At 60.5% G+C, this 22,653-nt stretch carries 24 protein-coding genes; 10 read left to right on the top strand and 14 right to left on the bottom strand.

The window, feature by feature from the left end:
• Window positions 1-148: 148 nt before the first annotated feature.
• From loiP to ACYQ1A_RS14785, 10 genes are all read right to left on the bottom strand, one after another.
• Window positions 149-910 carry a metalloprotease LoiP gene (gene loiP / locus ACYQ1A_RS14830; RefSeq protein WP_062224325.1) on the bottom strand — a complete coding sequence of 254 codons (762 nt, stop codon included), beginning with the start codon at window positions 908-910 and terminating at the stop codon, window positions 149-151.
• A gap of 231 nt (window positions 911-1,141) precedes the next feature.
• On the bottom strand, window positions 1,142-1,636 hold the full coding sequence (locus ACYQ1A_RS14825) for a Csu type fimbrial protein (protein WP_499363182.1): 495 nt from the start codon (window positions 1,634-1,636) through the stop codon (window positions 1,142-1,144).
• A 157-nt stretch (window positions 1,637-1,793) separates the two neighbouring features.
• Window positions 1,794-2,171 (bottom strand): Csu type fimbrial protein, encoded by a 378-nt coding sequence (locus ACYQ1A_RS14820; protein WP_062224324.1) that lies wholly within the window; start codon window positions 2,169-2,171, stop codon window positions 1,794-1,796.
• Window positions 2,172-2,700: 529 nt separating this feature from the next.
• Window positions 2,701-4,929: a fimbria/pilus outer membrane usher protein gene (locus tag ACYQ1A_RS14815; protein WP_499363180.1), complete on the bottom strand. Its 2,229-nt coding sequence runs from the start codon at window positions 4,927-4,929 to the stop codon at window positions 2,701-2,703.
• A 100-nt stretch (window positions 4,930-5,029) separates the two neighbouring features.
• Window positions 5,030-5,773, bottom strand: coding sequence for a fimbrial biogenesis chaperone (locus tag ACYQ1A_RS14810; RefSeq protein WP_499363178.1), 744 nt, complete (start codon window positions 5,771-5,773; stop codon window positions 5,030-5,032).
• Between the two features lie 376 nt (window positions 5,774-6,149).
• Complete coding sequence (locus ACYQ1A_RS14805) at window positions 6,150-6,800, bottom strand: HAD family hydrolase (protein WP_062224315.1); 651 nt, start codon at window positions 6,798-6,800, stop codon at window positions 6,150-6,152.
• Window positions 6,801-6,838: 38 nt separating this feature from the next.
• Window positions 6,839-7,330 (bottom strand): DNA-deoxyinosine glycosylase, encoded by a 492-nt coding sequence (locus ACYQ1A_RS14800; RefSeq protein WP_499363176.1) that lies wholly within the window; start codon window positions 7,328-7,330, stop codon window positions 6,839-6,841.
• Window positions 7,327-9,135: a methyl-accepting chemotaxis protein gene (locus ACYQ1A_RS14795; RefSeq protein WP_499363174.1), complete on the bottom strand. Its 1,809-nt coding sequence runs from the start codon at window positions 9,133-9,135 to the stop codon at window positions 7,327-7,329. Before ACYQ1A_RS14795 ends, ACYQ1A_RS14800 begins: the two co-directional genes overlap by 4 nt.
• Before the next feature lie 160 nt (window positions 9,136-9,295).
• The gene (locus ACYQ1A_RS14790) at window positions 9,296-9,709 is read right to left on the bottom strand and encodes a hypothetical protein (RefSeq protein ID WP_499363172.1); all 414 of its coding nucleotides are present in this window, start codon (window positions 9,707-9,709) and stop codon (window positions 9,296-9,298) included.
• Window positions 9,710-9,715: 6 nt separating this feature from the next.
• On the bottom strand, window positions 9,716-10,165 hold the full coding sequence (locus tag ACYQ1A_RS14785; protein WP_499363170.1) for an acyl-CoA thioesterase: 450 nt from the start codon (window positions 10,163-10,165) through the stop codon (window positions 9,716-9,718).
• Between the two features lie 171 nt (window positions 10,166-10,336).
• Between ACYQ1A_RS14785 and ACYQ1A_RS14780 the strand changes: the two genes are divergently transcribed.
• Both ACYQ1A_RS14780 and ACYQ1A_RS14775 read left to right on the top strand, forming a co-directional pair.
• Complete coding sequence (locus ACYQ1A_RS14780; protein ID WP_062225448.1) at window positions 10,337-10,789, top strand: universal stress protein; 453 nt, start codon at window positions 10,337-10,339, stop codon at window positions 10,787-10,789.
• A complete protein-coding gene (locus ACYQ1A_RS14775; RefSeq protein WP_499363168.1) occupies window positions 10,782-11,669 on the top strand; it encodes a radical SAM protein in 888 nt (295 codons plus the stop codon). The genes ACYQ1A_RS14780 and ACYQ1A_RS14775 overlap by 8 nt, the downstream gene beginning before the upstream one ends.
• Before the next feature lie 25 nt (window positions 11,670-11,694).
• Here the strand turns inward: ACYQ1A_RS14775 and ACYQ1A_RS14770 are convergent, their stop codons facing one another.
• Window positions 11,695-12,021, bottom strand: a complete 327-nt coding sequence (locus ACYQ1A_RS14770; RefSeq protein WP_499363166.1) for a helix-turn-helix domain-containing protein — start codon at window positions 12,019-12,021, stop codon at window positions 11,695-11,697.
• A gap of 159 nt (window positions 12,022-12,180) precedes the next feature.
• On the opposite strand from ACYQ1A_RS14770, the gene ACYQ1A_RS14765 reads away from it, so the two are divergent.
• Window positions 12,181-12,975: a ferritin-like domain-containing protein gene (locus ACYQ1A_RS14765; protein ID WP_499363164.1), complete on the top strand. Its 795-nt coding sequence runs from the start codon at window positions 12,181-12,183 to the stop codon at window positions 12,973-12,975.
• Window positions 12,976-13,011: 36 nt separating this feature from the next.
• Here the strand turns inward: ACYQ1A_RS14765 and ACYQ1A_RS14760 are convergent, their stop codons facing one another.
• From ACYQ1A_RS14760 to ACYQ1A_RS14750, 3 genes are all read right to left on the bottom strand, one after another.
• Window positions 13,012-13,305 (bottom strand): barstar family protein, encoded by a 294-nt coding sequence (locus ACYQ1A_RS14760; protein ID WP_062224856.1) that lies wholly within the window; start codon window positions 13,303-13,305, stop codon window positions 13,012-13,014.
• Entirely contained in the window at window positions 13,296-13,742 is a 447-nt protein-coding gene (locus tag ACYQ1A_RS14755) for a ribonuclease domain-containing protein (protein WP_499363162.1), read from the bottom strand. Before ACYQ1A_RS14755 ends, ACYQ1A_RS14760 begins: the two co-directional genes overlap by 10 nt.
• 68 nt (window positions 13,743-13,810) lie before the next feature.
• Complete coding sequence (locus ACYQ1A_RS14750; RefSeq protein WP_499363160.1) at window positions 13,811-14,584, bottom strand: helix-turn-helix transcriptional regulator; 774 nt, start codon at window positions 14,582-14,584, stop codon at window positions 13,811-13,813.
• A 209-nt stretch (window positions 14,585-14,793) separates the two neighbouring features.
• On the opposite strand from ACYQ1A_RS14750, the gene leuC reads away from it, so the two are divergent.
• The 7 genes from leuC (at window position 14,794) to ACYQ1A_RS14715 (ending at window position 22,596) form a co-directional block, all read left to right on the top strand.
• Window positions 14,794-16,203, top strand: a complete 1,410-nt coding sequence (gene leuC / locus ACYQ1A_RS14745) for a 3-isopropylmalate dehydratase large subunit (RefSeq protein WP_499363158.1) — start codon at window positions 14,794-14,796, stop codon at window positions 16,201-16,203.
• Window positions 16,204-16,254: 51 nt separating this feature from the next.
• On the top strand, window positions 16,255-16,368 hold the full coding sequence (locus ACYQ1A_RS14740) for an entericidin A/B family lipoprotein (protein WP_053937770.1): 114 nt from the start codon (window positions 16,255-16,257) through the stop codon (window positions 16,366-16,368).
• 9 nt (window positions 16,369-16,377) lie between these two features.
• Window positions 16,378-17,016 carry a 3-isopropylmalate dehydratase small subunit gene (gene leuD / locus ACYQ1A_RS14735; protein WP_053937771.1) on the top strand — a complete coding sequence of 213 codons (639 nt, stop codon included), beginning with the start codon at window positions 16,378-16,380 and terminating at the stop codon, window positions 17,014-17,016.
• 369 nt (window positions 17,017-17,385) lie between these two features.
• Window positions 17,386-18,120, top strand: a complete 735-nt coding sequence (nagB, locus tag ACYQ1A_RS14730; RefSeq protein ID WP_499363156.1) for a glucosamine-6-phosphate deaminase — start codon at window positions 17,386-17,388, stop codon at window positions 18,118-18,120.
• Between the two features lie 84 nt (window positions 18,121-18,204).
• A complete protein-coding gene (leuB, locus tag ACYQ1A_RS14725) occupies window positions 18,205-19,269 on the top strand; it encodes a 3-isopropylmalate dehydrogenase (protein ID WP_053937773.1) in 1,065 nt (354 codons plus the stop codon).
• An 80-nt stretch (window positions 19,270-19,349) separates the two neighbouring features.
• Complete coding sequence (locus ACYQ1A_RS14720) at window positions 19,350-20,234, top strand: Asd/ArgC dimerization domain-containing protein (RefSeq protein ID WP_499363154.1); 885 nt, start codon at window positions 19,350-19,352, stop codon at window positions 20,232-20,234.
• A 37-nt stretch (window positions 20,235-20,271) separates the two neighbouring features.
• Entirely contained in the window at window positions 20,272-22,596 is a 2,325-nt protein-coding gene (locus tag ACYQ1A_RS14715; protein WP_499363152.1) for a Tex family protein, read from the top strand.
• Window positions 22,597-22,653: the final 57 nt, after the last annotated feature.

Raw genomic sequence — 22,653 nt, 5'->3', positions numbered from 1 at the left:
ATTTGTTCGGCACCAGCCGAACATCAAAACATGCGCCGCAGGCTCAAGCGGTTAAGGGTTTCAGGTCAGCCAAAACCGAACATCAAAACACGCGCCGCAGGCTAAGCGCCCAAACCCCAAAAACATAGCGCCCGCAGCGCCCGCCGCCTCACTTCCCGCTCGCAATCCGCTGCTGAATATGCTTCGCCCGATCCGCCGAAGACGGATGCGAACTCATGATGCTGCTCTGCCCGCCATCCAGCGTCGCCAGCTTCTGGAAGCTGCTCACCAGCGCCTGCGGGTTGTAGCCCTTGGATTTGAGCAGATCAAACGAATAATCATCCGCCTGGCTTTCCTGCTTCTGCGAGAACTGCGCATTCACCAGTTGCTCGCCAAAATCCGCCAGCTGCGATTTGCTCAATGCCGACACCGTTGAGTTACCCAAAGCCCCCACCGCACCGCGTGCCGCCGCAATGCCATATGCTGTCTGCGCCGCCTTGCGGCTGTGCCCCAGCGCCACATGGCCAATTTCATGGCCCAGCACCGCGCGGACTTCGTCGTCGCTCATCATGTCCATCAAGCCGCTGTATACCCGCACGCAGCCGTTAGCCATGGCCCACGCGTTGACCTCTTTGGTTTGATACACCTTGAAATTGAGCGCCTGGCCGTTGATCTCGGTGGGCAGGCCTTTGCTGATGCTGGCCAGCCGTTTGACGTAGTTGCTATTGGCCGCCGCAATCTGCGATTTGGCATCCATTTGCTGGCACGACTGCGCCGTGAGCGTGCGCATGTCGGTGTCGGTCAGCGTGGCCGCCTGGGCCGCTTTGACGCCGGAATCCAGCAGCGCGTTGGTATCCATGCCACTGCCGGCGCAGGCCGACAAAGTGGCCACCATGCTGCAGAGCAGGGCGTAACGAGTAGGGGTGTTCATAGCGATGTCCTTGTTGTATCCGACATGTATCTGTGCGGTAACCGGGCGCTCATTGTGCCGCAATGACATGGCGCTGACATGTGGGATAGCCCCCATTCCCGCCCAGCGCCGCGCCGGACGGCAAAAAGCAAAAAGGCCAGCCCGAAGGCTGACCTTTTCCGTCCCTGCCACAACAGCCCATTCACCTTGCGTAGCGAATGTGGTTAGGCGCGATCTGCGTTTTTTACAAAATCAGAATGAGATCGTCGCGGTAATCGTTGTTGAATACGTGCCGGCTGCCGGCGTGCTTTGCGGGGCAATCTGGCCATATACCGACAAGGTCTGCGCGCTGCCGTTGCCAACCCCGGTCATGGCGTCGACGCCCACGGTGTTGCCCCAGATTTGTGAGCGGCTGGAATCCTGATACAGCTGAAACGCCACCGTCGGGCCGCCGGCGCCAGCTTGCAACAAGCGGCTGGATACCGCTGAACCGGTCACGTTGCCTGCGTCCAGCCCCACGCTATAGGGCGCTGAGTTGGTACAAGTAACACTCAGTTGCGTGCTCTGGTTGATGGCCGAAGTCAGCACGCCCTGGGTACCAAAATTAAGCGCCGAAGAGGTAATCGTGCACGCCGCCTGCAACGTCAGGTTCACCTGGAACTGCGACGATTGCGTGGTGACGGCATAGGCGCCCGGTGCGCCGATCAAGGCGATTGCCGTAACGATAAAGCCAGCGATGTTCTTCATGATGGTGCGCTCCGCAAGACCGTGCCTGCCGTGGCTGAATGAGGGAAACACGGCGGCGATGCGTTGCATTGTGCGCAAACAGGATGCGGGCAACAGCTAGCACGGCTCCTGGCCAGGCGCAGTCCTGGGGCGGGGGCGCAAATGTGACCGGGGCAGCTTAGAAGGTGATGGTGGCGACGGCGCTCTGGGTGGCGCTGCTGTTGGCGCTGGCGTGCTGGTTTTGCGTTTGCGCGGCCGGGTTGTTGCTCACGGCTTGTTCTTCGGCACGGCTGAGCGCCGAGCGGGTTTGATGCAGATTGGTGTTGCTCACATCAACCAGATAAGGGGTACGCGCCGAGCAGCTCACATTGACATTGCTACCGACCTGACCGGCCAGCGCTTGTTGCGAGCCCACGGTGCATACCGAAACCACAGTGAGCGAGACCTGCAAGGTGGCGTGGTCGGCAGCACGGGCAGTCGGCAGCAAGGCGCTGGCAGCCAGCGTCATGGCGACGGCGGCGGTCTTGGCGGAGATGCGGATGGTGCGGAATGCCACGGTAAAGCCCCTGTTTTCTTGCAGTTTTTGTCAAGGTGCGGTGGATTGCAGCGGACAGGTGAATATTGCCAGAGGCAGATCACTTTGTCGCGTCAAAACCTTGCTCCGCGCCGTGTGCAGCGATGTCTGCACGAGGGGATATACGCAGGCGTCGCACTACCGGATGCACCACCTTGTAAGTGAAATTACATTTTTTTGCGAAATTCTGATTTTCGCGATCGGATAATTTGTAAGGTTTCCGCAAAGGCTTGTCGGACGATTTCCTACAGGGTACGCCGCAGGCTGCCGGGCCAGTTTTTGATCCCATTGTGCGCAAGTGAATAGCGGCAAGGCTTGCAGCGCCTTTAGCAGACAAATCGCTTCCCGCCTAACCAGGGTCGCTCCTGGGCTAAATCAGCCTGCAGACAGCACCAACCCAGTAGTTGTCCTGGGCTAGCTTGTAAGGAGCGCTCCTGGGTCAGGCACAGGCAAACTGGTTTTATCAGCCGATAAACGGTCTGTGGCATTGCTACAAAGCCGGGGCCGTGCCCTAGTTGCCGCTGACCGGGTGGCAGGTGAGCGGGCCCAGCGTGGGCAGCGGGTTGTCCGGCGTCGGCGCGTAATCAAATGCCACCTCGCAACGCAGATCAACGTCGTCCACGCGCAGCGTGTTGTGCGCCACCAGGCCTTCGATAAATGCCACGCCGTCAAAGCCAACCACAAATTCGCGCCCGCTTTGCAGATCTCGCACCCCCAGGCCAGCGGGCAGCGGGTTGCCCTTGCTGTCGTGCAGGATGACGGTGGCGGCGCGGTAACGCGTCACCGGAAAGTAGGCCATCGCGCCAGAACCGGCTTGCGGCACGATGTCGGATTCGGTGGTGGTCAGGCGCGCATCGGCGGGCAGGTTTACGCCATTGATGCCGACATGGTTGTTCTGCCAGGCGATCAGATCGGGCACCAGCAAATGCCCGTTGCTATTGGTCACGCCCAGCGGCCGATATTCATGCAGCACCTGCACGCCTTCCATGCCGTCGGTGCTGACCAGGGCAAACGCGTCGCTGATGCGGCGCGCGGCAATCACGTCGCTGTCCATCCACACCAGCGCGCCATTGATATCGAGCGAGTAGTTGTGAGTGCCGTTGCTGTTTTCCACCGCGCCCAGGACTTCGCCGTAGCGGCCGAGGTAATTGGCGCGCGCTTGCTGATACGGGCTGCCGCTATTGTTATTGTCCTGTAGCGCCCAACCCAGACCGCCGCTGTAATCCGCCGGCCGCGCCGCGTTCAGGCCCCAGCTTTTCTGGCCGTTGGCAGTGCTGAGCGAGGCCGAGGCGGTAATCTGGTTGGGCAAGGCAAAATTCAGGCTGGCATAACCGCCCGATTCGCCGCTGCCAGCAAAGTCGCGATACAGGCTGAGCAAAAAGCCGATATTGCGGGTGATTTCGGCGTTGTAGCTGAGTGAGCCCAGCCGGGTGATGGCCTGGCCGGACTGATGTTGTTGCACCAGACTGACCGACACGGTCTGGTGGCCAAACAAGGGCAACGACAGCGCAATCTGATCGGTTTCCAGCAGGATGGGCGAACCGGTGACCGCCGCCAGGTCACCAAAACGCGGCGTGGCGCGTTGGGTCTGCACGGTGACGCTAAAGCGTGGGGTGATCAATTGATAGCCCAGCTTGAGCTGCAGGCCAGACAACTCGCCGCCGCTGGCCGACACCGCGCCATTGATCACACCGGCATTGCCCAGTTTAACCAGCACCCCCGCGCCCGCATTGGCCAGGCCGCGGGTGAGTTCGGTATGGCCTTCCACCGTGATATTGCTGCTATAGCCATAACGGCCGGTGGCGCTAAGGGCGGGATGGCCGTAGTCGTAATCGAAGGAGGTCAGACCGTAGTTCTGCCGCACAAAACCGGTCTCGGCCGAGAAGCTGGACAGTCCGGCATTGAGCAAACGCGTATCTATATAAATTGGCACCGTGGTCGTCACTTCGCGGCCCTGGGCGTCCTTGACCACCACCGTGGCATTGCCCGCACCGACGATGCCCGGCGGGTCGTGCGTCACAAACGGCCCGGCCGGTACGTCGCCGCTGTATTGCTTCATGCTGTTGATATAAACGTCGACCGACGACGGCACCGCCGTGCTGCCGCCCAAAGCCGGCACCGGAAAGGTAATCAGGTCGGGCCGCAAAGAGAAGTTGCGCTGGTATTGCACGCCGCCCAGCCGCACCGCGCGGGTCCAGTCCAGCGATGAGCTGACCGCATCGCCCACGCGCAGCGTGGTCAGTTTCTCGGGGTCGGAATGGCTCAGCGTGGTATCGAAGCGCAGATAGTATTTGCGCGCGGGTGTGTCATACAGCGTGCCCGTGGTGCTGGCCACCCCCAGCGGCGCAAAGGCGCGCGCCTCGCTCCACAGCGAATAATCCCGCACGCCGCCGCTGCCCTGACTGAACAGATCGTAGTTGATGACCATACCAACGCCGCTGCTGGCCGGAATCAAGCGCGGCTGCACGCGGCTGATGTCCACCGCTTGCAACATGGTCTCGGGCACTTTGATGTCCAGCGTCTGCCGTGCCGACTGGTAGTCATAGGTGATTTCGGAAAGCTGGTCGAGCGAGATGGTGGCGCTGTCGTCGGTGATCGAGGCGGGCGGAATGATCCCCAGGGCTTCCAGATCTTTGCGCCGGACCATCAATTCGCCCTGGTATTCCAGAAAATGCGCCACGCTGCGCGTGGGTGTGCCGTTGACGGTCACCTCGGGGTAGACGTCGTGCGGCAAATCCATCGACGGCAATAGATCATCGGCGGCGTGGGCCCACGCGGTGATCAGGCTGGCGAGCAGTGCGGCTGCTCTTTTTTTTGTGGATAAGGCGGCAGGAGTCAGCTCAATGCTCCTCCGCGCTCGCCAGTTCCACCGGTAGATCGCTCGGCATGCCGTTGATGGTGGCGGTTACATGGGCGCCGTTGAGTTCTGCGCTGGCCACCGCCGGGATATCCCAGTTGCGCTGCTGGCCCGCCAGGGTATAGCCGAGCAAGCCTTCGGCGATGGTGACTTTCTTGCCTTGGGCGGTGACAAGGGTGGCGCTGCTGATGCGCGCATGCAGCTTGCCGCGATTGAGGCTGCGCAGGCTGAGCATTTTGCCTTTGGGCGCGATCGTCCATTTGAGGTCGGGCTGCGGCGTGCCGGGGGGCAAGACAAACACCGGAATCGAATAGCGCAGGCGCAAACGCACATTGTTCTGCTGATCAATCCGCCCGCCCGGTAGTTCGTCCACCAGCAGGCGATAGCTCTGTTCTTCGTTTACGCTGCCGCCGCCGGTACGCACCAGCCGCACCAACTGTTCGCCTTGCGGATCGACCTGAATAATCGGCGGGCTGGCAATGACGTCGGTAGCGGGCACCAGTTGATCTTCGCCATCGACTTGCGACCAGCGATAGACGCGCACCTGGCCATTGACGGCCTCATCGCCCGGATTACGCAAGCGCAGGCCGGCCGCCGTCTGGCCTTGCTGCATTTCGAGCAGGATGGGCGATATCTGCAAATAGTTGGCGGCATAGCTGGCATGGCTGAGGGCAACGGCCACGACGGCCAGCATGCAGCGTTGTAACGCTGCCGAATGACGTCGCACGATATGGTTTTCCTTAAGCATGGAGAGGGGCGGCACCGGCCCGCGATGAGTCGCGTCCCTGTCTCTCATTCAATAAGAAAATGGCCCAAATGCAAGTCGCTGCCCGGGGCCAGCGCCTGCTCGAAGCGCAGCGTAAAGCCTGGATTGATCAAATGCGTGACATTTGCCGTCGGCAAAAAAATCAAAGACTTAGCTAAACATGGCGCTAAAAGCCTTTAAAATCAGCCGTCTGGACTGACGTTTAGCCCACGCTACGGCCGAAACGATTGCGGTGTCGGGCGCAGCCGCTGGCCGGGACGGGCGATAGCGCCAAATACAAGCGCATGCAAATAAACTGATAAATCCGACAGCCGTGTATGCTGGCTGGAGCCAGAGGCTAGGGATTCGGCGCGGTCGGCACCAGTTGGCGCAATTCGGTGGGGCTGGCGAAAAGCCAATCCGGGTTTTCCGCGAGCAGTTCTTCGCGGCTGCCGTGGCCCCACAACACGCCCGCGCTGCTCAGGCCATTGCGTTTGGCGGCGGTGATATCGACGGCGCGGTCGCCGATCATAAGGCTGGCGTTGCTGACGGTGCCTGCCGCTTTAAGCGCCTCGATCTGCTGCCATTTGTGCACGCCGATCTCGCCGCCGCTGATAAAGCCAAAGTAGCGCTCCAGCTCAAACAAACGCAGGATGCGATCGGCAAAATCGGCCCGCTTGGACGTGCACACGCCCATCGGCACGCCCGCATCGGCCAGCGCCTGTAGCGCCGCCGGAATCTCGGCGTACAGCACGTTTTCGGCGTAGCCGATGTCGCCATAGCGTTCGCGATAGCAGGCAACCAGTTCGGCGATATGCGCAGCGGAGTCGCTGCCGGTGATGCTGCGAAATGACACATCCAGCGGCGGCCCAATCCAGCGGCTGATCTGGTCGGCGGCTTGCAAGGGATAGCCAAAGCGTTCCAGCGCGTGATTGATACTGCGGCCTATGCCCTGTTCGGGGTCGCTCAGGGTGCCGTCAAGGTCAAACAGGATCAGATCGTAGTTCATGCGATTCCAGCCAGAGTGAGGAAGAGGTCGGGCTGACGCTACAGAAAGCGCGTCAGTAGCCGCCATTGTTCCAGCTTTTCGGCATACGGTCTGGTATAGGCAGGGCTGCTGGAAGGCAGTAGCACGATATCGAGCCCGGCGGGTTGCGCCGCCAGTTGCTTCAGTCCGATGCGGGCGGCGGTGCCGCCATTGAAGGCGACGGCGCGCAAAGCGGGCAGGGTGGCGATCAGCGCCAGCAAGTCGTTGGCGGCGTGGTCACGGATATTGCTGTCGAGGCTGCCCGCGCGCGTGGCTTCGGCCACCACATCCCATAGCCCGACGTGGTGTGCCAGCAAACGCTGCAGGCGGCAGTCGTAATCCTGGCCGACCAGGTCTATCTGCAATACGTCGCCGAGCAAATGCCAGAAGCGATTTTGCGGATGCGCGTAATAACGCGCCGCTTGCAGCGATTTTTCGCCAGGCAGGCTGCCCAGCACCAGCAAGCGCGTGTGCGCATCCACCACCGGCGCGAAACACCGCTTGGGCGTCATGCCGCGTGCGTGGCCGTCAGCATGGCGCTGGCGTCAAAGCCCAGCCGCAATCCGCCCCAGTGCCGCCCGTTCACCATAATGGGCACGTCCAGTTCGGTCATGATTTCGCCGGTGTCGCGGGCATAGGTTTGCAGCAAAAAGCGCTGGGTATTGCGCGCGGCGCGCAAACCCGCCGGATCGTTAAAGATGCGCTTGTCACGGCTGTTAACCAGGTCGACAGCGGCGTCGCCGCTGGGCGCTTTGGAATACCAGCTGTTATGCGTGGCGCCGTAGCCATTGGTATCCACCGCCAGACAGAACTTGCCCCCCACCGCGCTGCGCGCCAGTTGATCGAACAAGGGTTGCAAGGCCTGGGCAAAGGCCTGATCCCAGCTGGTGCTGTATTTCTGCGGCTTGCTACCTGGCAGCGGACGATATTGCTGATCAAACACATTGACGCCCGAATTCGCCAAAGCCTCGATACGTTGTTGCACCTGGTCGCGCATCTGGCTGGCCAACTGGATATTGCCGTCCAGGTCGCCCTGGCCGACGGTAAAGCGGCCGATCAGTTCCTGCACCCGTTCGGCCGCGCGCGCCAGGTCTTGCGACGATTGCGCCGAGCGCGTCATGCGCTCGTTGACCGCCAGCGACAAATCATGGATTTGCGTCACGTTAAGGTTGACCTGGTCGTTGGCGACGCTGAATTCTTCCAGCGTGGCGGCGATGCCGGTGAGGGCGCTGGAGGTTTGCTCAAAGTCGGTCACCATGCGGGCAAATTGCGCTGAGGCGCTTTCTACCACCTGCCGCGTGTGCTGCGCGTCGTGCGTGATCAGATGCGTTTCATCCAGCGTTTCTGCCACTTGCGCCAGCATATTGTCGATATTGTGCGAGATGTCGTCGGTGGCAACGCCAACCTTCTCGGCCAGTTTGCGCACCTCATCCGCCACCACGGCAAAACCGCGGCCGGTTTCACCGGCGCGGGCGGCTTCGATGGCGGCGTTCAGCGCCAGCAGATTGGTCTGGCTGGCAATTTCCTTGATCAGATCGACGATGGACTTGATGCTGGCGGAACGCTGGTTCAGCCCGTCCACCGTCTCATTGAAGGTAGCGATACGGGTGCTGATGGCGTGGATGCGTGCGGTCACATCCTGTAGTTCGGCATAGGAAGCGCGCGCCATATTCAGGTTTTGCTGGGTGGTAGTGCTGATATCCTGGGTGCGCACCGAAACCTGATTGATGCCTTGGGTGGTGCCATTGCTGGCATCGACCACGGTTTGCGCCAGTTGATCCTGTTCCTGGGTTGAGCTGGCCGAATCCTTGATGTTTTTCAGCGACTTGGCGGCTTCCAGCGCGATGCCGACCGTCATGGTCTGCACGCTGGCGATCACTTCGCGTTGCTTGGCCAGAAAGCGGTTACAGCTTTGCGCCAGTTGGGCGATCTCATCGTTGGTGATCTCGGGCACGTCGCGCGACAAATCGCCTTCGCCGCGCGCCACTTCATTAAACACCCGCGTAATGGCCCCCACCGGGCGCGCGATCCAGAAATTGAAGTAGATCACCTGCACGGTAATAAACAGCGCGGCGCCCGCCAACAGTAACCAGCCCCACAAAGCCAGGTGCTCAAGGCTGGCATTCAAGTCAGCGGCGGTGCGCGCATCGAGGCCGTGCGCCTGGATGACCGCGCTGAGCTGGCTATGCGCCTGGCTGGCCAGCAGGGTCAGTAGCAGCGGAAACAACAGTAATAGATAGAGGAAGGCGAATTTGCGATTGAGAGAAAACAGCAGCGAGCGCTCCAGCGCCGCATGGAATTGATCGATCCATTGCATACCAGGGAGTCTCCACCGGCGGCGCGCCGATTTACGCGCCTGTTTTTATAGATATCGGAACCGCTTTGCAGAATCGGTAGGTATAACAAAGCCGCGAGCCCCCTCGCGGCTTGTCGCGCGGCACGCCCGGCCCATGCCCGGCGCGCCCGCCTGGTCGCGCTTAATCAGCGAAAGCCGATTGCAGATCTTCCAGCGTCAAATGCCAGCGCTTGAGCATATGGCGGAACACCACCAGCTCGACATCGCTGAAATCATTGTCCGAGCGCGCAATGCCCAGCGCGATCGCCGCCACCATCAGGCGTTTGCGCGGGTCGTCCACGCTATCGAGCAACTGGTCGATCCGCTCGGCGTCAACCAGACGGATATTGCCGTCCTCCGAGGCATCGTCGCTCAGATCGTTGCAGTAATCCTGCAGCACGGTAATAAACCCTTTGCGCGAAATATCGAGCGCTTCGTACACACGCAAATGCTCGAGTTCGTCGATTTCAGCAGGGTCGAAATTGCCGTCACACATCATCTGCATGACGAGGAGGCGCGCCATGGCTTCGGCGCTGTTGTTGGCATACTTTTTCATACTGCTTCAATCCTGTGGTGGGCGTGTCAGTCTGGCCGCCCAGGCGGCGGGCATGCTGGCCAGTTTGCGTGCGTTGTAATCGAAAAATGCGATCCCCGTTTTCGCGACGGCAACCAGCCGGGGGGCGGCGGTGGCGCTCAACGCGTTGACGGTGTAATAAAGATCGAAGCCGGCGCGCCAGGGTTCCGCACCGGCCATGGATATCTGCAACGTTTCGCCCAGAAATGCCTCGCTGCGATACATCACGGCAAGGTCATTCATGATGATGCCAGGCTCGCCTGCGCGGCCGGTCTCGGTTTGATCGTAATGCGCAAAGTACTGCACGCGGGCTTCATGCATCAGGCCGATCAATTCCTGGTGGCCCAGGTGGCCACCATAATTGATATCGGTCACCCGTATGGTCAGTTCAGTGGCAAAGTCCACCCATTGCGGCGGTTCTAGTTTGATGCGGGCCATAATGTGTTTGGGGTATGCCGGAACGGTGCAATCGAGTGTATTCGGATGCCTGCGCCGCCGCAACCAGCGCCGCTGTAGCACAGCGGCACAGGGGCAGACGGGCGGGGCCGATCTGCTAGACTGGCAAGCACAACAACATACCCGTCTCACCGGCAACAGGAGGAATTAACCATGTACCAACGTATTCTGGTTCCTGTGGACGACAGCGCCACCAGCGCCGCCGCCCTGCGCGAATCCATCCGCTTTGCCCTTGACCAGCATGCCTGCGTGCGGCTGGTGCATGTGATTGATCTGGCGCAGTTCGCCTGGAGCGCGAATGAATTCCTTGATGTGCCGCAGTTGCAGGATTCGCTGCGTAAAAGCGGTGAGCAACTGCTGGCCAGGCACGCCGCGGTGCTGGCTGAACAAAACATCAGCGCCGAGACCGCGTTGCTGGAAGCCTGGGGTGGCAATCTGGCGCGCAGCATCGTCGACGACGCGGCCAGCTGGAAGGCCGACGTGCTGGTGATGGGCACGCACGGCTATAGCGGCTTGACCCATCTTTTGCTCGGCAGCGTGGCTGAAGGCGTGATGCGCCATGCCAGCGTGCCCATCCTGCTGGTGCGGACGCCTGCCCATGCCTGAAGTGATTCCCTTGCAGCCGCTATCGCCTTCCGGCGCGGTGCTGCGCACTGACGACCATGCCCGTGATAGCGCCGGTTTTACTTATATATATCCGGTGGTGTCGCGGCGCGCTGGTGGGGTGTCGATCGGCGTAAATCTGAATCCGAATAACGCCTGTAACTGGGCCTGTGTATATTGCCAGGTGCCGGATTTGCAGCGCGGCGGGCCGCCACCAATCAATCTGGCGCAGCTCGAAGACGAACTGCGCGCCATGCTCACGCAAATCGTGCATGGTGACTTCATGCAAACCCGGGTGCCCGAAAATGCGCGCCGCATCAATGACGTGGCGTTTTCCGGTAATGGTGAACCCACCATGAGCCCGGAATTTGGCCCGGCACTGCGGGTGGTGGAGCGGCAACTGGCGGCGTTTGGTTTGCTGGGGCAGATCAAGCTGGTGGTCATCAGCAATGGCAGCCAGATGTACAAGCCCGAAGTGCTGCAGGTGCTTGAGCATATCGGCCGCATCAACGGCGAACTCTGGTTCAAGATCGATCGTGCACCGCAGGACGGCTTCAGCCCGGTTAATCGGGTGCAACTCAAGCGTGACGCGGTGGCGCGGCATCTGGTCGCGGCCAGCGCGCGCTGCGCGACCTGGGTGCAGACCTGTATGTTTGCGCTGGACGGCCAGTTGCCGAGCGAGGCCGAACTGGCAGGGTATGTGGAGTTTGTCGGGCAGATGAAGCAACAAGCGCCGGGCTTGCGCGGCGTTTTGCTATATGGACTGGCGCGGCCTTCATTGCAGCCGATGGCACCGCGTCTGTCAGCAGCAGATGCTGACTGGATGCAGGCCCTGGCAGCGCGGATCGCTACTCAAGGCCTGGAAGTGAAACTCAGCGTCTAACGCCGGGTGGGGAACTGCGGTCGGATCAGACTTCGCGAACCGGTACGCGCATAGCAGCAGCGGGGCGAGGATGTAGGCGTTCATGGGCTGCTTTTCGCAAGGTCTCGAACAGTTCGGGTTTGTATTCTTTGAGAAAGCGCAAAACGCGTAGGTCTTCGCCGCTCAAGTCTTCTAACGGGATTTGTTCCAGATGCACGATGCGCAATAATTCCTGCACCGGGCGCGGCATGCTGCGCCCGCTTTCGTAACGCGATCCACCGCTTTGGGTTACGCCTATCCGGCTCCAGAATTCTTGCTGGTTGAGTCCGGTTTGACGTCTTATTTCCCTCGGGTTATCCATGGGGAAGTTCATGGGGGCCTCCTGTGTGTGTGCCGATTTATGCCAAATGATTAAAAAATAGGATGACGTCATCTTACTGACGCCGCCCCGGCATAATCACGTGAGTTTTTGGTTTTTGGGCTGGTTATTAATTACGTCTTGTTGCACGAAACTTCTTGAAATAAAAGCGAAATGAGCGATTTCCTTACCGAAATTTCAGCCGCCTTATTGGAATGCGATATCAATGAGAAAATGCGTCGCGTCGCTGCGATTGCCCCACTCGGTACGCTGATTTTCGACCCCGCGGCGGCACCGCCGCAGCGCCTGTCCAGCCCCGGCCGCCCGCAGCGCCCGCTGCTGGTGCCGCCCAAGCAAGTGGGGCAGCGTGGTCTGGGGAGTGCCGAAGGCCGCGCTGCACTGATCCATGCTATCGCGCACATTGAATTCAACGCGGTCAACCTTGCACTGGACGCGCTCTATCGCTTTCGGGATATGCCATTTGATTACTACGTCGACTGGCTGCAAGTGGCGCAAGAAGAAGCGCTGCACTTCAATCTGTTGCGTGAGCACCTACACAGCTATGGTCATGAATACGGCGACTTCCCGGCGCATGACGGGCTGTGGACGATGGCCAGACGCACTGATCACGATGTGCTGGCGCGCATGGCACTGGTGCCGCGCATCATGGAAGCGCGCGGGCTGGACGTCACGCCAGGCATACAGGCGCGCTTGCGTGGGGTGGGTGATCAGCGCGCCTGCGACATCCTCGATGTCATTCTGCGTGATGAAATCGGCCATGTTCGCATCGGCAATCGTTGGTATCACTGGTGCTGTGAACAGCGGGGACTGGAGCCGGTGGCAACTTTTGTGCAATTGCTGCGTGAGCATGAAGCCCCGGCGTTTCGTGGCGCACTGAACCAGCCAGCACGATTGCAGGCTGGCTTTAGCGCGGAAGAACTGCAATTGATCGCTACCTTGCGCGATTGAAAGACTGATCTACTGATCTAAGCGCGGGGTGAGGGCTCAGGTCAGTACGATTTCGAGATCATCGCGCTCGCCGCTGGCGTCATTGAACACGCCCAACACGTCTTCAAAGTCATGCCGGGGCAACGCCGCTCTGGCAGCCAGCGCATCGCGCCAGATAATGCGTACCGGCCCCGGCAATGCTCCGGTGAGCACGTCATACAAGGCATCCAGGTTGTAGCCAAAATCAGCCGGAAAATCGAGTTGCTGCACCAGTTGCGCATACACCTCGGCCACCGTATGCACGTTGACCAGCGTGGCTTCTTTGACGGGGCGGGCGGGATTTACTGACATGGCGGAACCTGGATAAAAGTCTGGTAGTGATCGACGGTGACATAACGTTGGCCGTCGCGGCTGATGATCAAGCGTCGCGCGCCGCGTTTGCCGCCGCGGTAATCAAGATCGGCTTCCTGATATTGCCCGGCTGGCAGCCGTCGTTCGCGGTTGCCAAAGCGATCGCCGCCGATGGCTTTGCCCGGCAATACGCGCCATAAACTGCTACCCGATTGCCAGCCGGCGGCTTGCGCCTGGCGTTTGGTGACGTAGCGATCGGGCAGATGGCCCGTCTGCTGCAAGGTCGTCAGCGTTTGCGCCAGCGCATCCGGATCGGCCAGGCGCGGATTGAGCGTGGCGTTAAGGGCGTACACCACGCTCTGGCACGACGGCGCGGCCCAACAGGCGTTGCCAAGAACAAGGGCGGCGGTGGCCGCCAGCAGTCGAATCAGTTTCATCAAACCCGCCAACGGCGAAAAGAGTTGCAGCGTAGTGGCGCCCGTCGCGCTGTGCAAGGCGAATGGCGTTATGGGCGCGTCAACAACACCAGCTTCAGATGTTCCTGGTCTACCAGCTGAAATGTCATCTGGCGCAAGGCCAGCGCGCCGCGCGCGGGATGGTTAAAGCCGCGCTCGCCGCCGTGGCGCTCCAGCACGTCATAGCGTTTCCAGTATTGGGCAAACTCGGGGCTGCCTTGCTGCAACTCGGTCAGCAATTGATGGAAAGCCGGATCTTCCAGATGATCGCGGCTATCGGCGCGGAATTCAGCCGCGATGCGTTGCGCGCGCGTTTCCCAATCCTGCACCAGGCTGCGCGCGTGCGGGTCCAGAAACACAAAGCGCAGCAGATTGGGGGCGAGGGCGGCATCGAGCCAGTCACCAAACAGATCGCGCGCGCCGCCATTCCACGCCAGTACATCCCAGAACCGGCCCAGCACGTAGGCGGGCATGGCAAAGTCATCGACGATTTGCTGCAAGGCCAGCGGCGCGATTTCATCGGCGGCTTGCGGCGCGTTGGGATCGTGCTGGCCAGCCAGTTCAAACAGATAGGCGCGCTGGGTTTTGTCCATGCGCAGCGCCAACGCCAGCCGGTCGAGCGCTTTGCCCGATACGTTGATCTCGCGCCCTTGCTCAATCCAGGTGTACCAGGTGGGGCTGATGTCGGCCAGCTGCGCCACTTCTTCGCGGCGCAAGCCTTGGGTGCGGCGCCGTTGCCCGTGCGGAAAACCAAACGCAGCGGGCTGGCATTTCTGCCGTGTGGCCATCAAAAAAGCCCCGAGGGCCTGACGCTGGATCGACATGCTTCATCCTGTTACCGGGTAGTATTAATACCAGTATAAATCACCGCCTTGTTGCTGTTACAACAAAGTTCTAAGCTGCGAGCCAGGTTCTCTGTTCCCTCAACGCATTACTGGCTCTGCCGACGTTGCGCGCTGCTTGCCCGGCGCGATACGCCATCAAGGCAGGCAAACCAAGCCGCATCGCAATGCGGTCTCTCAGGATAAGCAAAATGGCTGCACAGACGCTTTACGACAAACTCTGGCAATCCCATGTGGTAAGCCAGTCCGACGATGGCACCTGTCTGATCTATATCGACCGCCATCTGGTCCACGAAGTAACCAGCCCGCAAGCGTTTGAAGGCCTGCGTCTGGCCAATCGCACGCCGTGGCGCGTGGATTCCGTAGTGGCCACGGCTGACCACAATACCCCCACCGATCATTGGGAACTGGGCATCCAGGACCCGATTTCGCGCCAGCAAGTTGAAACGCTGGACAGCAATATCAAGCATTTCGGCGCCAAAGCGTATTTTCCGTTCAAGGATTTGCGCCAGGGCATCGTGCACGTGGTGGGCCCGGAAAACGGCGCTACCTTGCCCGGTATGACCGTAGTCTGTGGCGATAGCCATACTTCCACCCACGGCGCCTTTGCCGCGCTGGCACATGGCATCGGTACCTCGGAAGTGGAACACGTGCTGGCCACGCAAACGCTGACCGCCAAAAAATCCAAAGCCATGCTGATCAAAGTGGAAGGCGAACTGGGCCACGGCGTCACCGGCAAAGATGTGGCACTGGCCATCATTGGCGAAATCGGCACTGCCGGCGGCACCGGTTATGCCGTCGAATTTGGCGGTTCGGCCATCCGTAGCCTGTCGATGGAAGGCCGCATGACCTTGTGCAATATGGCGATCGAAGCGGGCGCTCGTGCCGGTATGGTGGCGGTGGATGACAAGACCGTCGAATACCTGAAAGACCGTCCGTTCTCGCCCAAGGCCGAGCAATGGGATGCCGCCGTCGCCTACTGGAAAACGCTGGTGTCCGACGAAGGCGCCACTTTCGACAAAGTGGTTGAGCTCGACGCCAGCAAGATCGAACCGCAAGTGACCTGGGGTACCTCGCCCGAGCAAGTGACCACCGTCGGCGGCAAAGTGCCGAACCCGGCGCAGCTGGAAGACCCGGTCAAGCGCGCCAGCCTGGAACGCGCGCTCAGCTATATGGGCCTGCAGGCGGATACGCCGATCGAGCAAATCCAGATCGACAAAGTGTTTATCGGCTCCTGTACCAATTCGCGCATCGAAGATTTGCGCGCCGCCGCCGCCGTGGCCAAAGGCCGCCAGAAGGCCGCCAATGTGAAGCTGGCAATGGTGGTGCCGGGCTCCGGTCTGGTAAAACAGCAGGCCGAAGCCGAAGGCCTGGACAAGATTTTTGTCGCCGCCGGTTTCGAATGGCGTGAGCCTGGCTGCTCGATGTGCCTGGCAATGAACGCGGACCGGCTGGAACCGGGTGAACGCTGTGCGTCCACCTCCAACCGCAACTTTGAAGGTCGGCAGGGCCAGGGGGGACGTACCCACCTGGTCAGCCCCGAGATGGCAGCAGCCGCTGCCATCGCCGGCCATTTTGTCGACGTCCGCACATTTGCCTGAGGCCGGTGGCCATCAGCTTTTAATTCATACACTTGCGGAGTCTTAACACCCATGAAATCCCTGTTGATCGTTGTAATTGCTGTTTGTGCCTTGACCGCCTGTAACACCGTGCATGGTTTTGGCCAGGATCTGCAGAAAGTGGGTGAGAAGATCGAGGGCAAGTAAGGATCTGCCATGAAAGCGTTTACCCAAGTGGATGGGCTCGTGTGTCCGCTCGACCGTGCCAACGTCGATACCGATGCCATCATCCCCAAGCAGTTTCTCAAGTCGATCAAGCGTTCGGGCTTTGGCCCCAACCTGTTTGACGAGTGGCGTTATCTGGATCACGGCGAGCCGGGCATGGATAACAGCCAGCGTCCGCTCAACCCGGACTTTGTGCTGAACCAGCCGCGTTACAAAGGCGCGCAAGTGCTGCTGGCGCGCGACAACTTTGGTTGTGGCTCCTCGCGTGAACACGCGCCGTGGGCGCTGGAAGACTATGGCTTTCGCGCGGTGATTGCGCCGAGCTTTGCCGATATCTTCTTTAACAACTGCTACAAGAACGGCGTGCTGCCTATCGTGTTGCCCGAGGCTGCGGTCGACCAGTTGTTTGCTGAAACCGCCGCTGCTGACGGTTACACCCTGCATATCGATCTGGCCGCGCAAACGGTCACCACGCCGTCGGGCGCTGTGTTTGGCTTTGACATCACCGGCCACCGCAAGCACTGCATGCTCAACGGTCTGGATGAGATTGGCCTGACGCTGCAACACGCCGACGAGATCAAGGCGTTTGAAGCAAAGCACAAACAAGCGCAACCCTGGCTGTTTGGCTGATCAGTCGCTGCGCGGTGTTTGATCGAGGGCGGGCGGCTGCGGCTGGCGCTTGCTGGCGTGTTCTAAGGGCGCGCCAGGCACGCAAAGTCGCGCCGCCCCGCCTTTTACCCTTCGTTGTCCATCTGCTGCATTTGCCCCGTCAATATGCCGAAAGCAATTGATTTCGGAGTAACATTGGCGCTTTGCGCGATCCAGCCCGGGACGCGCGATGTATGTGTGGTACCCAAAAACATAGCCACGACACAGTGGCCGGGCACGGCAAGACCTGGATGGGCGACGCATGCAGACTTCAAATGACATCGATCCCCGTCGGGCTTGCGCTCACAGCAACTTGTGATGCTTCAATAAACCAGATGGGAAACGAAAACCATGATCCTGCATAAATTCAAAAACCAGTCCGAGCTGGATCGCGTTGCTGCCGATCTGATGCTGTCGGTGGTACGCGCCAAACCCAACGCCGTACTGGGGATGGCCACCGGGGGTACACCGGTCGGTCTGTACCAGGAAATCGTCAAGAGCTACCAGCAAGGCCTGGTCAGCTTTAAAGAAGCCCGTACCTTTAACCTGGACGAATACGTAGGTTTGCCGGTGTCGCACGCCGAGTCTTACCGCAGCTTTATGCAACGTAATCTGTTCGACCATATCGACATCGAGCCGGCCAATACGCATGTGCCCAACGGCAATGCGCCCGACATCGAAGCCGAATGCCGTCGTTACGACGAAATGATGTATCAGCTGGGCCCCATCGACATGCAGTTGCTGGGCATCGGCCACAATGGCCATATCGGCTTTAACGAGCCGGACACATCGCTCTCTCGGTTTACCCACAAGGTCACGCTGAAAGAAGATACCCGCGAAGCCAACAAGCGCTTCTTTAACTCGCTGGACGAAGTGCCCACCCACGCGGTGACCATGGGCATGGGTTCCATCCTGCACGCCAAGGCCATTCTGCTGGTGGTCAAGGGTCAGGAAAAAGCCGAAATCCTTGATCGCACGCTCAACGGCGCGATCACCACTGAAATTCCCGCATCACTGTTGCAGACCCATCCGCGCGTCATAGTCCTGACCGATTGCGATGTGAACTACAAGCTCTCGCACAGCTGATATTACCCACGATCAAAATCCGGTTTCTTGCCGTGCAGTACGGCGGCAGGGCCCGGATTTTTGTTTAAACGGCGATACCCCAACATGAAGATCCTGATTCTGCCCGGCGACGGCATCGGCCCCGAAATCATTGCACAAGCCACGCGCGTGCTGGACGTGCTGCGTAGCGACGGCCTGAAGGTTGAAACCGAAACCGCCCCGCTGGGTGGCGCGGCTTATGACCAGTACGGCGCGCCCTATCCGCAGGTAACGCAAGACCTGGCACGCGCCGCAGACGCCGTGCTGCTGGGCGCCGTCGGCGGCCCGCAATATGACACGCTGGACCGCCCGCTGCGGCCCGAGCGCGGTCTGCTGGCCATCCGCAAAGATCTGAATCTGTTTGCCAACCTGCGCCCGGCCATTCTGTACCCCGAGCTGGCCAATGCCTCGACGCTGAAGCCCGAAGTGGTGTCCGGCCTGGATATCCTGATCGTGCGTGAGCTGACCGGCGATATCTACTTTGGCCAACCGCGCGGCGTGCACGTTAACGAAGCGGGCGAGCGCGAAGGCTTTAACACCATGCGCTACAGCGAAAGCGAAATCCGCCGGATTGCGCACGTGGCGTTCAAGGCCGCGCAAAAGCGCCAGAAAAAGCTGTGTTCGGTCGACAAGGCCAACGTGCTGGAAACCACCGAGTTCTGGAAAGAAATCGTCACCGATGTGGCGAAGGAATATCCGGATGTGGCGCTCAGCCATATGTATGTGGATAACGCCGCGATGCAACTGGTGCGTAATCCCAAGCAATTTGACGTGATGGTCACCGGTAACATCTTTGGCGACATCCTGTCGGACGAGGCTTCGATGTTGACCGGTTCCATCGGTATGCTGCCGTCGGCGTCGCTGGACCAGAACAACAAGGGCATGTACGAGCCCAGCCATGGCTCCGCGCCCGATATCGCCGGCAAAAACCTGGCCAACCCGCTGGCCACCATCCTGTCGCTGGCCATGTTGCTGCGTTATTCCGGCAATAACGAAGCCGCAGCAGTACGCGTGGAAAACGCGGTCAAGGCCGTGTTGGCGCAGGGTTATCGCACGGGCGACATCTTTGAAGCCGGCACCAACAAGGTGTCGTGCAGCGAGATGGGCGACGCCGTGGTCGCCGCGTTGTAAAATCGCGGATTGCTCAAAGAAGACAGGGCGCGTTTGGCGCCCTGTTTGTTTTTTGCTCCACAGCTTGAAAGGAATGACCGATGTCTGCAGCTCCCCTGAAACTGGCCATCTTTGGCGCTCACGGCCCGTTTGGCGACACCCTGCTTGAAGTGCTGGCCGAAAGCCCGGTCTCGGTGGACGAGATTTTTGCACTGGCCGCCGACGAAGATGGCTCGGTGGTCACGTTCCGGGGTGAAGACACCATCATCGAAGCCGCCGACGGTTTCGACTGGTCGCAAGCATCGGTGGCCGTATTTGCCGGCAGCCGCGACGAAATGAAGCAATACGCGCCCGCCGCCAAAGCCGCCGGTTGCCGCTTGCTGGATGCCACTGCGCCGCTGGCCTCGTTTGCCGTGCTGGCACGCCCGCTGGCTGCGCTCAATGGTCTGTCGATTGCGCGGGCCCACGCCACGCTGATGGAATCGGCCTCGTCGCAAGGCCAGGGCGGCGTGGACACGCTGTCGCGCCAGACCCGCGCGCTGTTTGCCAATGCCGAAATCGAAAATGGCGCATTCGCCAAACGCCTGGCTTTCAATCTGTTCCCGCTGCCGCAACAGCAATCCGAACATATCCGCAATGTGGTTAACCAGCAGCTGGGCGCGCCGCTGCTCGATAGCGTGCAACGCGTACAAGTGCCGTTGTTCTTTGGCCATGGCGCTACCCTGGCGGTGCGCCTGATCCAGGAAACCAGCAAAGAAGCCGTAATTGCCGCCCTGCGCGCCAGCAGCGGTTTGTTTGTGCTGGACGCCGAAGGCCCGGCGGGCATCGCCACGCCGCAAGACGTGATCGGCGCCGATCTGGTGTGGATCAGCCAGGTAGAAGTCAGCGCCGATGGCAAGACCGTCACGCTGTGGGCCGTGGTGGATAACGCGCGTTTGGGCGCGATGGCCGTGGTGGCCGAACTGCTGGGCGCTGCCCGTCACTGATCGCCCCGGCGAAATCAAGAATCAAGGAATTGTGAGCATGCTGCCTGCTATCAATGCACGCCTGGCGGACGAACTCGCCTGTCGCGAAGCCCAGGTCACCGCCGCCGTCCAGTTGCTGGACGAAGGCGCCACCGTGCCGTTTATTGCGCGTTATCGTAAAGAAGTAACCGGGGGTCTGGATGACACCCAGTTGCGTAATCTGGAAGTGCGATTGCGCTATCTGCGCGAGCTGGAAGACCGCCGTGGCGCGGTGATTGCCAGCGTGCAAGAGCAGGGCAAGCTCACCCCGGAACTGCAAGCGGCGTTGTTGACGGCCGATAACAAGCAACGGCTGGAAGATCTGTATTTGCCGTTCAAACCCAAGCGCCGCACCCGGGCGCAGATTGCGCGCGAAGCCGGGCTGGACCCGCTGGCGCAAGGTCTGCTGAGCGACCCGACGCAACACCCCGAAGCCAGCGCCGCCGCGTTTGTCGATGCCGAAAAAGGCGTGGCCGATGCCAAAGCCGCACTCGACGGCGCGCGCGCCATCCTGATGGAGCAGTTCTCGGAAGACGCCGAACTGGTCGGGGCGCTGCGGCAACATGTAGCCACGCAAGCGCACGTCAAAACCCGGCTGGTGGAAGGCAAGGCGGAAGAGGGCGCCAAATTCTCCGATTACTTTGAATACGACGAACCGTGGCGTGACGTACCCTCGCATCGCGCATTGGCGGTGTTGCGGGGCCGTAACGAAGGCATTCTGACCTTGGCATTGCCACTGCCAGAAGAACTGGACGAGACCGCCAAGCCCACCGGCCCGGGCGTGTGCGAGCTGAAAATCGCGCGCCGCTTTGGCATTGAAAATCAGGGCCGTGCAGCGGACAAATGGCTGCAAGACACCGTGCGCCTGACCTGGCGTGCCAAGATCGCGCTCAGCCTCGAAGCCGAACTGATCAACCAGTTGCGCGAACGCGCGGAAGGCGCCGCCATCCAGGTGTTCGCCAACAATATGAAAGACCTGTTGCTGGCCGCCCCGGCTGGCCCGCGCGCCACCATGGGCCTCGATCCTGGCATCCGCACCGGCGTGAAGGTGGCCGTGGTCGACGCCACTGGCAAGCTGCTGGATACGCACACTGTGTATCCGCATGAGCCACGGCGGCAGTGGGATGAATCCATTGCCGTGCTGGCCGCACTGGCCAGCAAACACAAGGTGGAGCTGATCGCCATCGGTAACGGCACCGCCAGCCGCGAAACCGACAAGCTGGCGGCCGAGATGATCAAGAAATACCCCGAGCTGAAGCTGACCAAGCTGGTGGTGTCCGAAGCCGGTGCCTCGGTGTATTCGGCCTCCGAGCTGGCGGCCAAAGAATTTCCGACGCTGGATGTGTCGTTGCGCGGGGCGGTGTCGATTGCGCGCCGCTTGCAAGACCCGCTGGCCGAACTGGTCAAGATCGATCCCAAGTCGATTGGCGTGGGCCAGTATCAGCATGACGTTAACCAGCTGGATCTGGCGCGCTCGCTCGATGCGGTGGTGGAAGATTGCGTCAACGCCGTGGGCGTGGATGTGAACATGGCGTCGGTGCCGCTGCTGACGCGTATCTCGGGCCTGAATGCGACGTTGGCGCAGCAGATCGTCAACTGGCGCGATAGCAACGGCGCGTTTCGCAATCGCAAAGAACTGCTGAAAGTGCCGCGCCTGGGCGAGAAAACCTTCGAACAAGCGGCTGGCTTTTTGCGCGTAATGAATGGCGACAATCCGCTGGATGCCTCCGCGGTCCACCCGGAAGCGTATCCGCTGGTAGACAAGATTGTGGCGCGGGTGAATCGCCCGGTTAAATCGCTGATTGGCGACGTGAGCTTTATCAAACAGCTGAAACCGGCCGAGCTGACCGATGAGCGCTTTGGCTTGCCCACCGTCAAAGACATCCTGCAAGAGCTGGAAAAACCGGGTCGTGATCCGCGCCCCGAGTTCAAAACCGCCAGCTTTGCCGAGGGCGTGGAAGAGATTGCCGATCTGCAGGTCGACATGGTGCTGGAAGGCGTGATTACCAACGTCACCAACTTTGGCGCGTTTGTGGATATTGGCGTGCATCAGGACGGCCTGGTGCATATCTCGATGCTGAGTACAAAGTTCGTCAAAGACCCGCGCGAAGTGGTCAAGGCGGGCGATGTGGTCAAGGTCAAAGTGCTGGAAGTGGATGCCAAACGTAAACGCATTGCGCTCACCATGCGTTTGAGCGACGACAGCCAGAAGCGCGCCAACGAAAGCGGCGTGCAGGCGCAGGGCATGAGCAAGGGCGACAAACGCCACGTGCAACGCCAGCAGCCCGCCGAGCCGCAAAATGCGCTGGCCGCCGCCTTGTCCGGACTGAAATTGAAGCGCTAAACAAGGGTCGGCGCTGATTGACACTGGCCCTGCAGTTCGTGGACATTGCTCAGGCTT

The sequence above is a fragment of the Silvimonas sp. JCM 19000 genome, assembly GCF_054652575.1.
The sequence above is the reverse complement of the archived record's forward strand: the minus strand, read 5'-3'. Positions and strand labels throughout refer to the sequence as shown.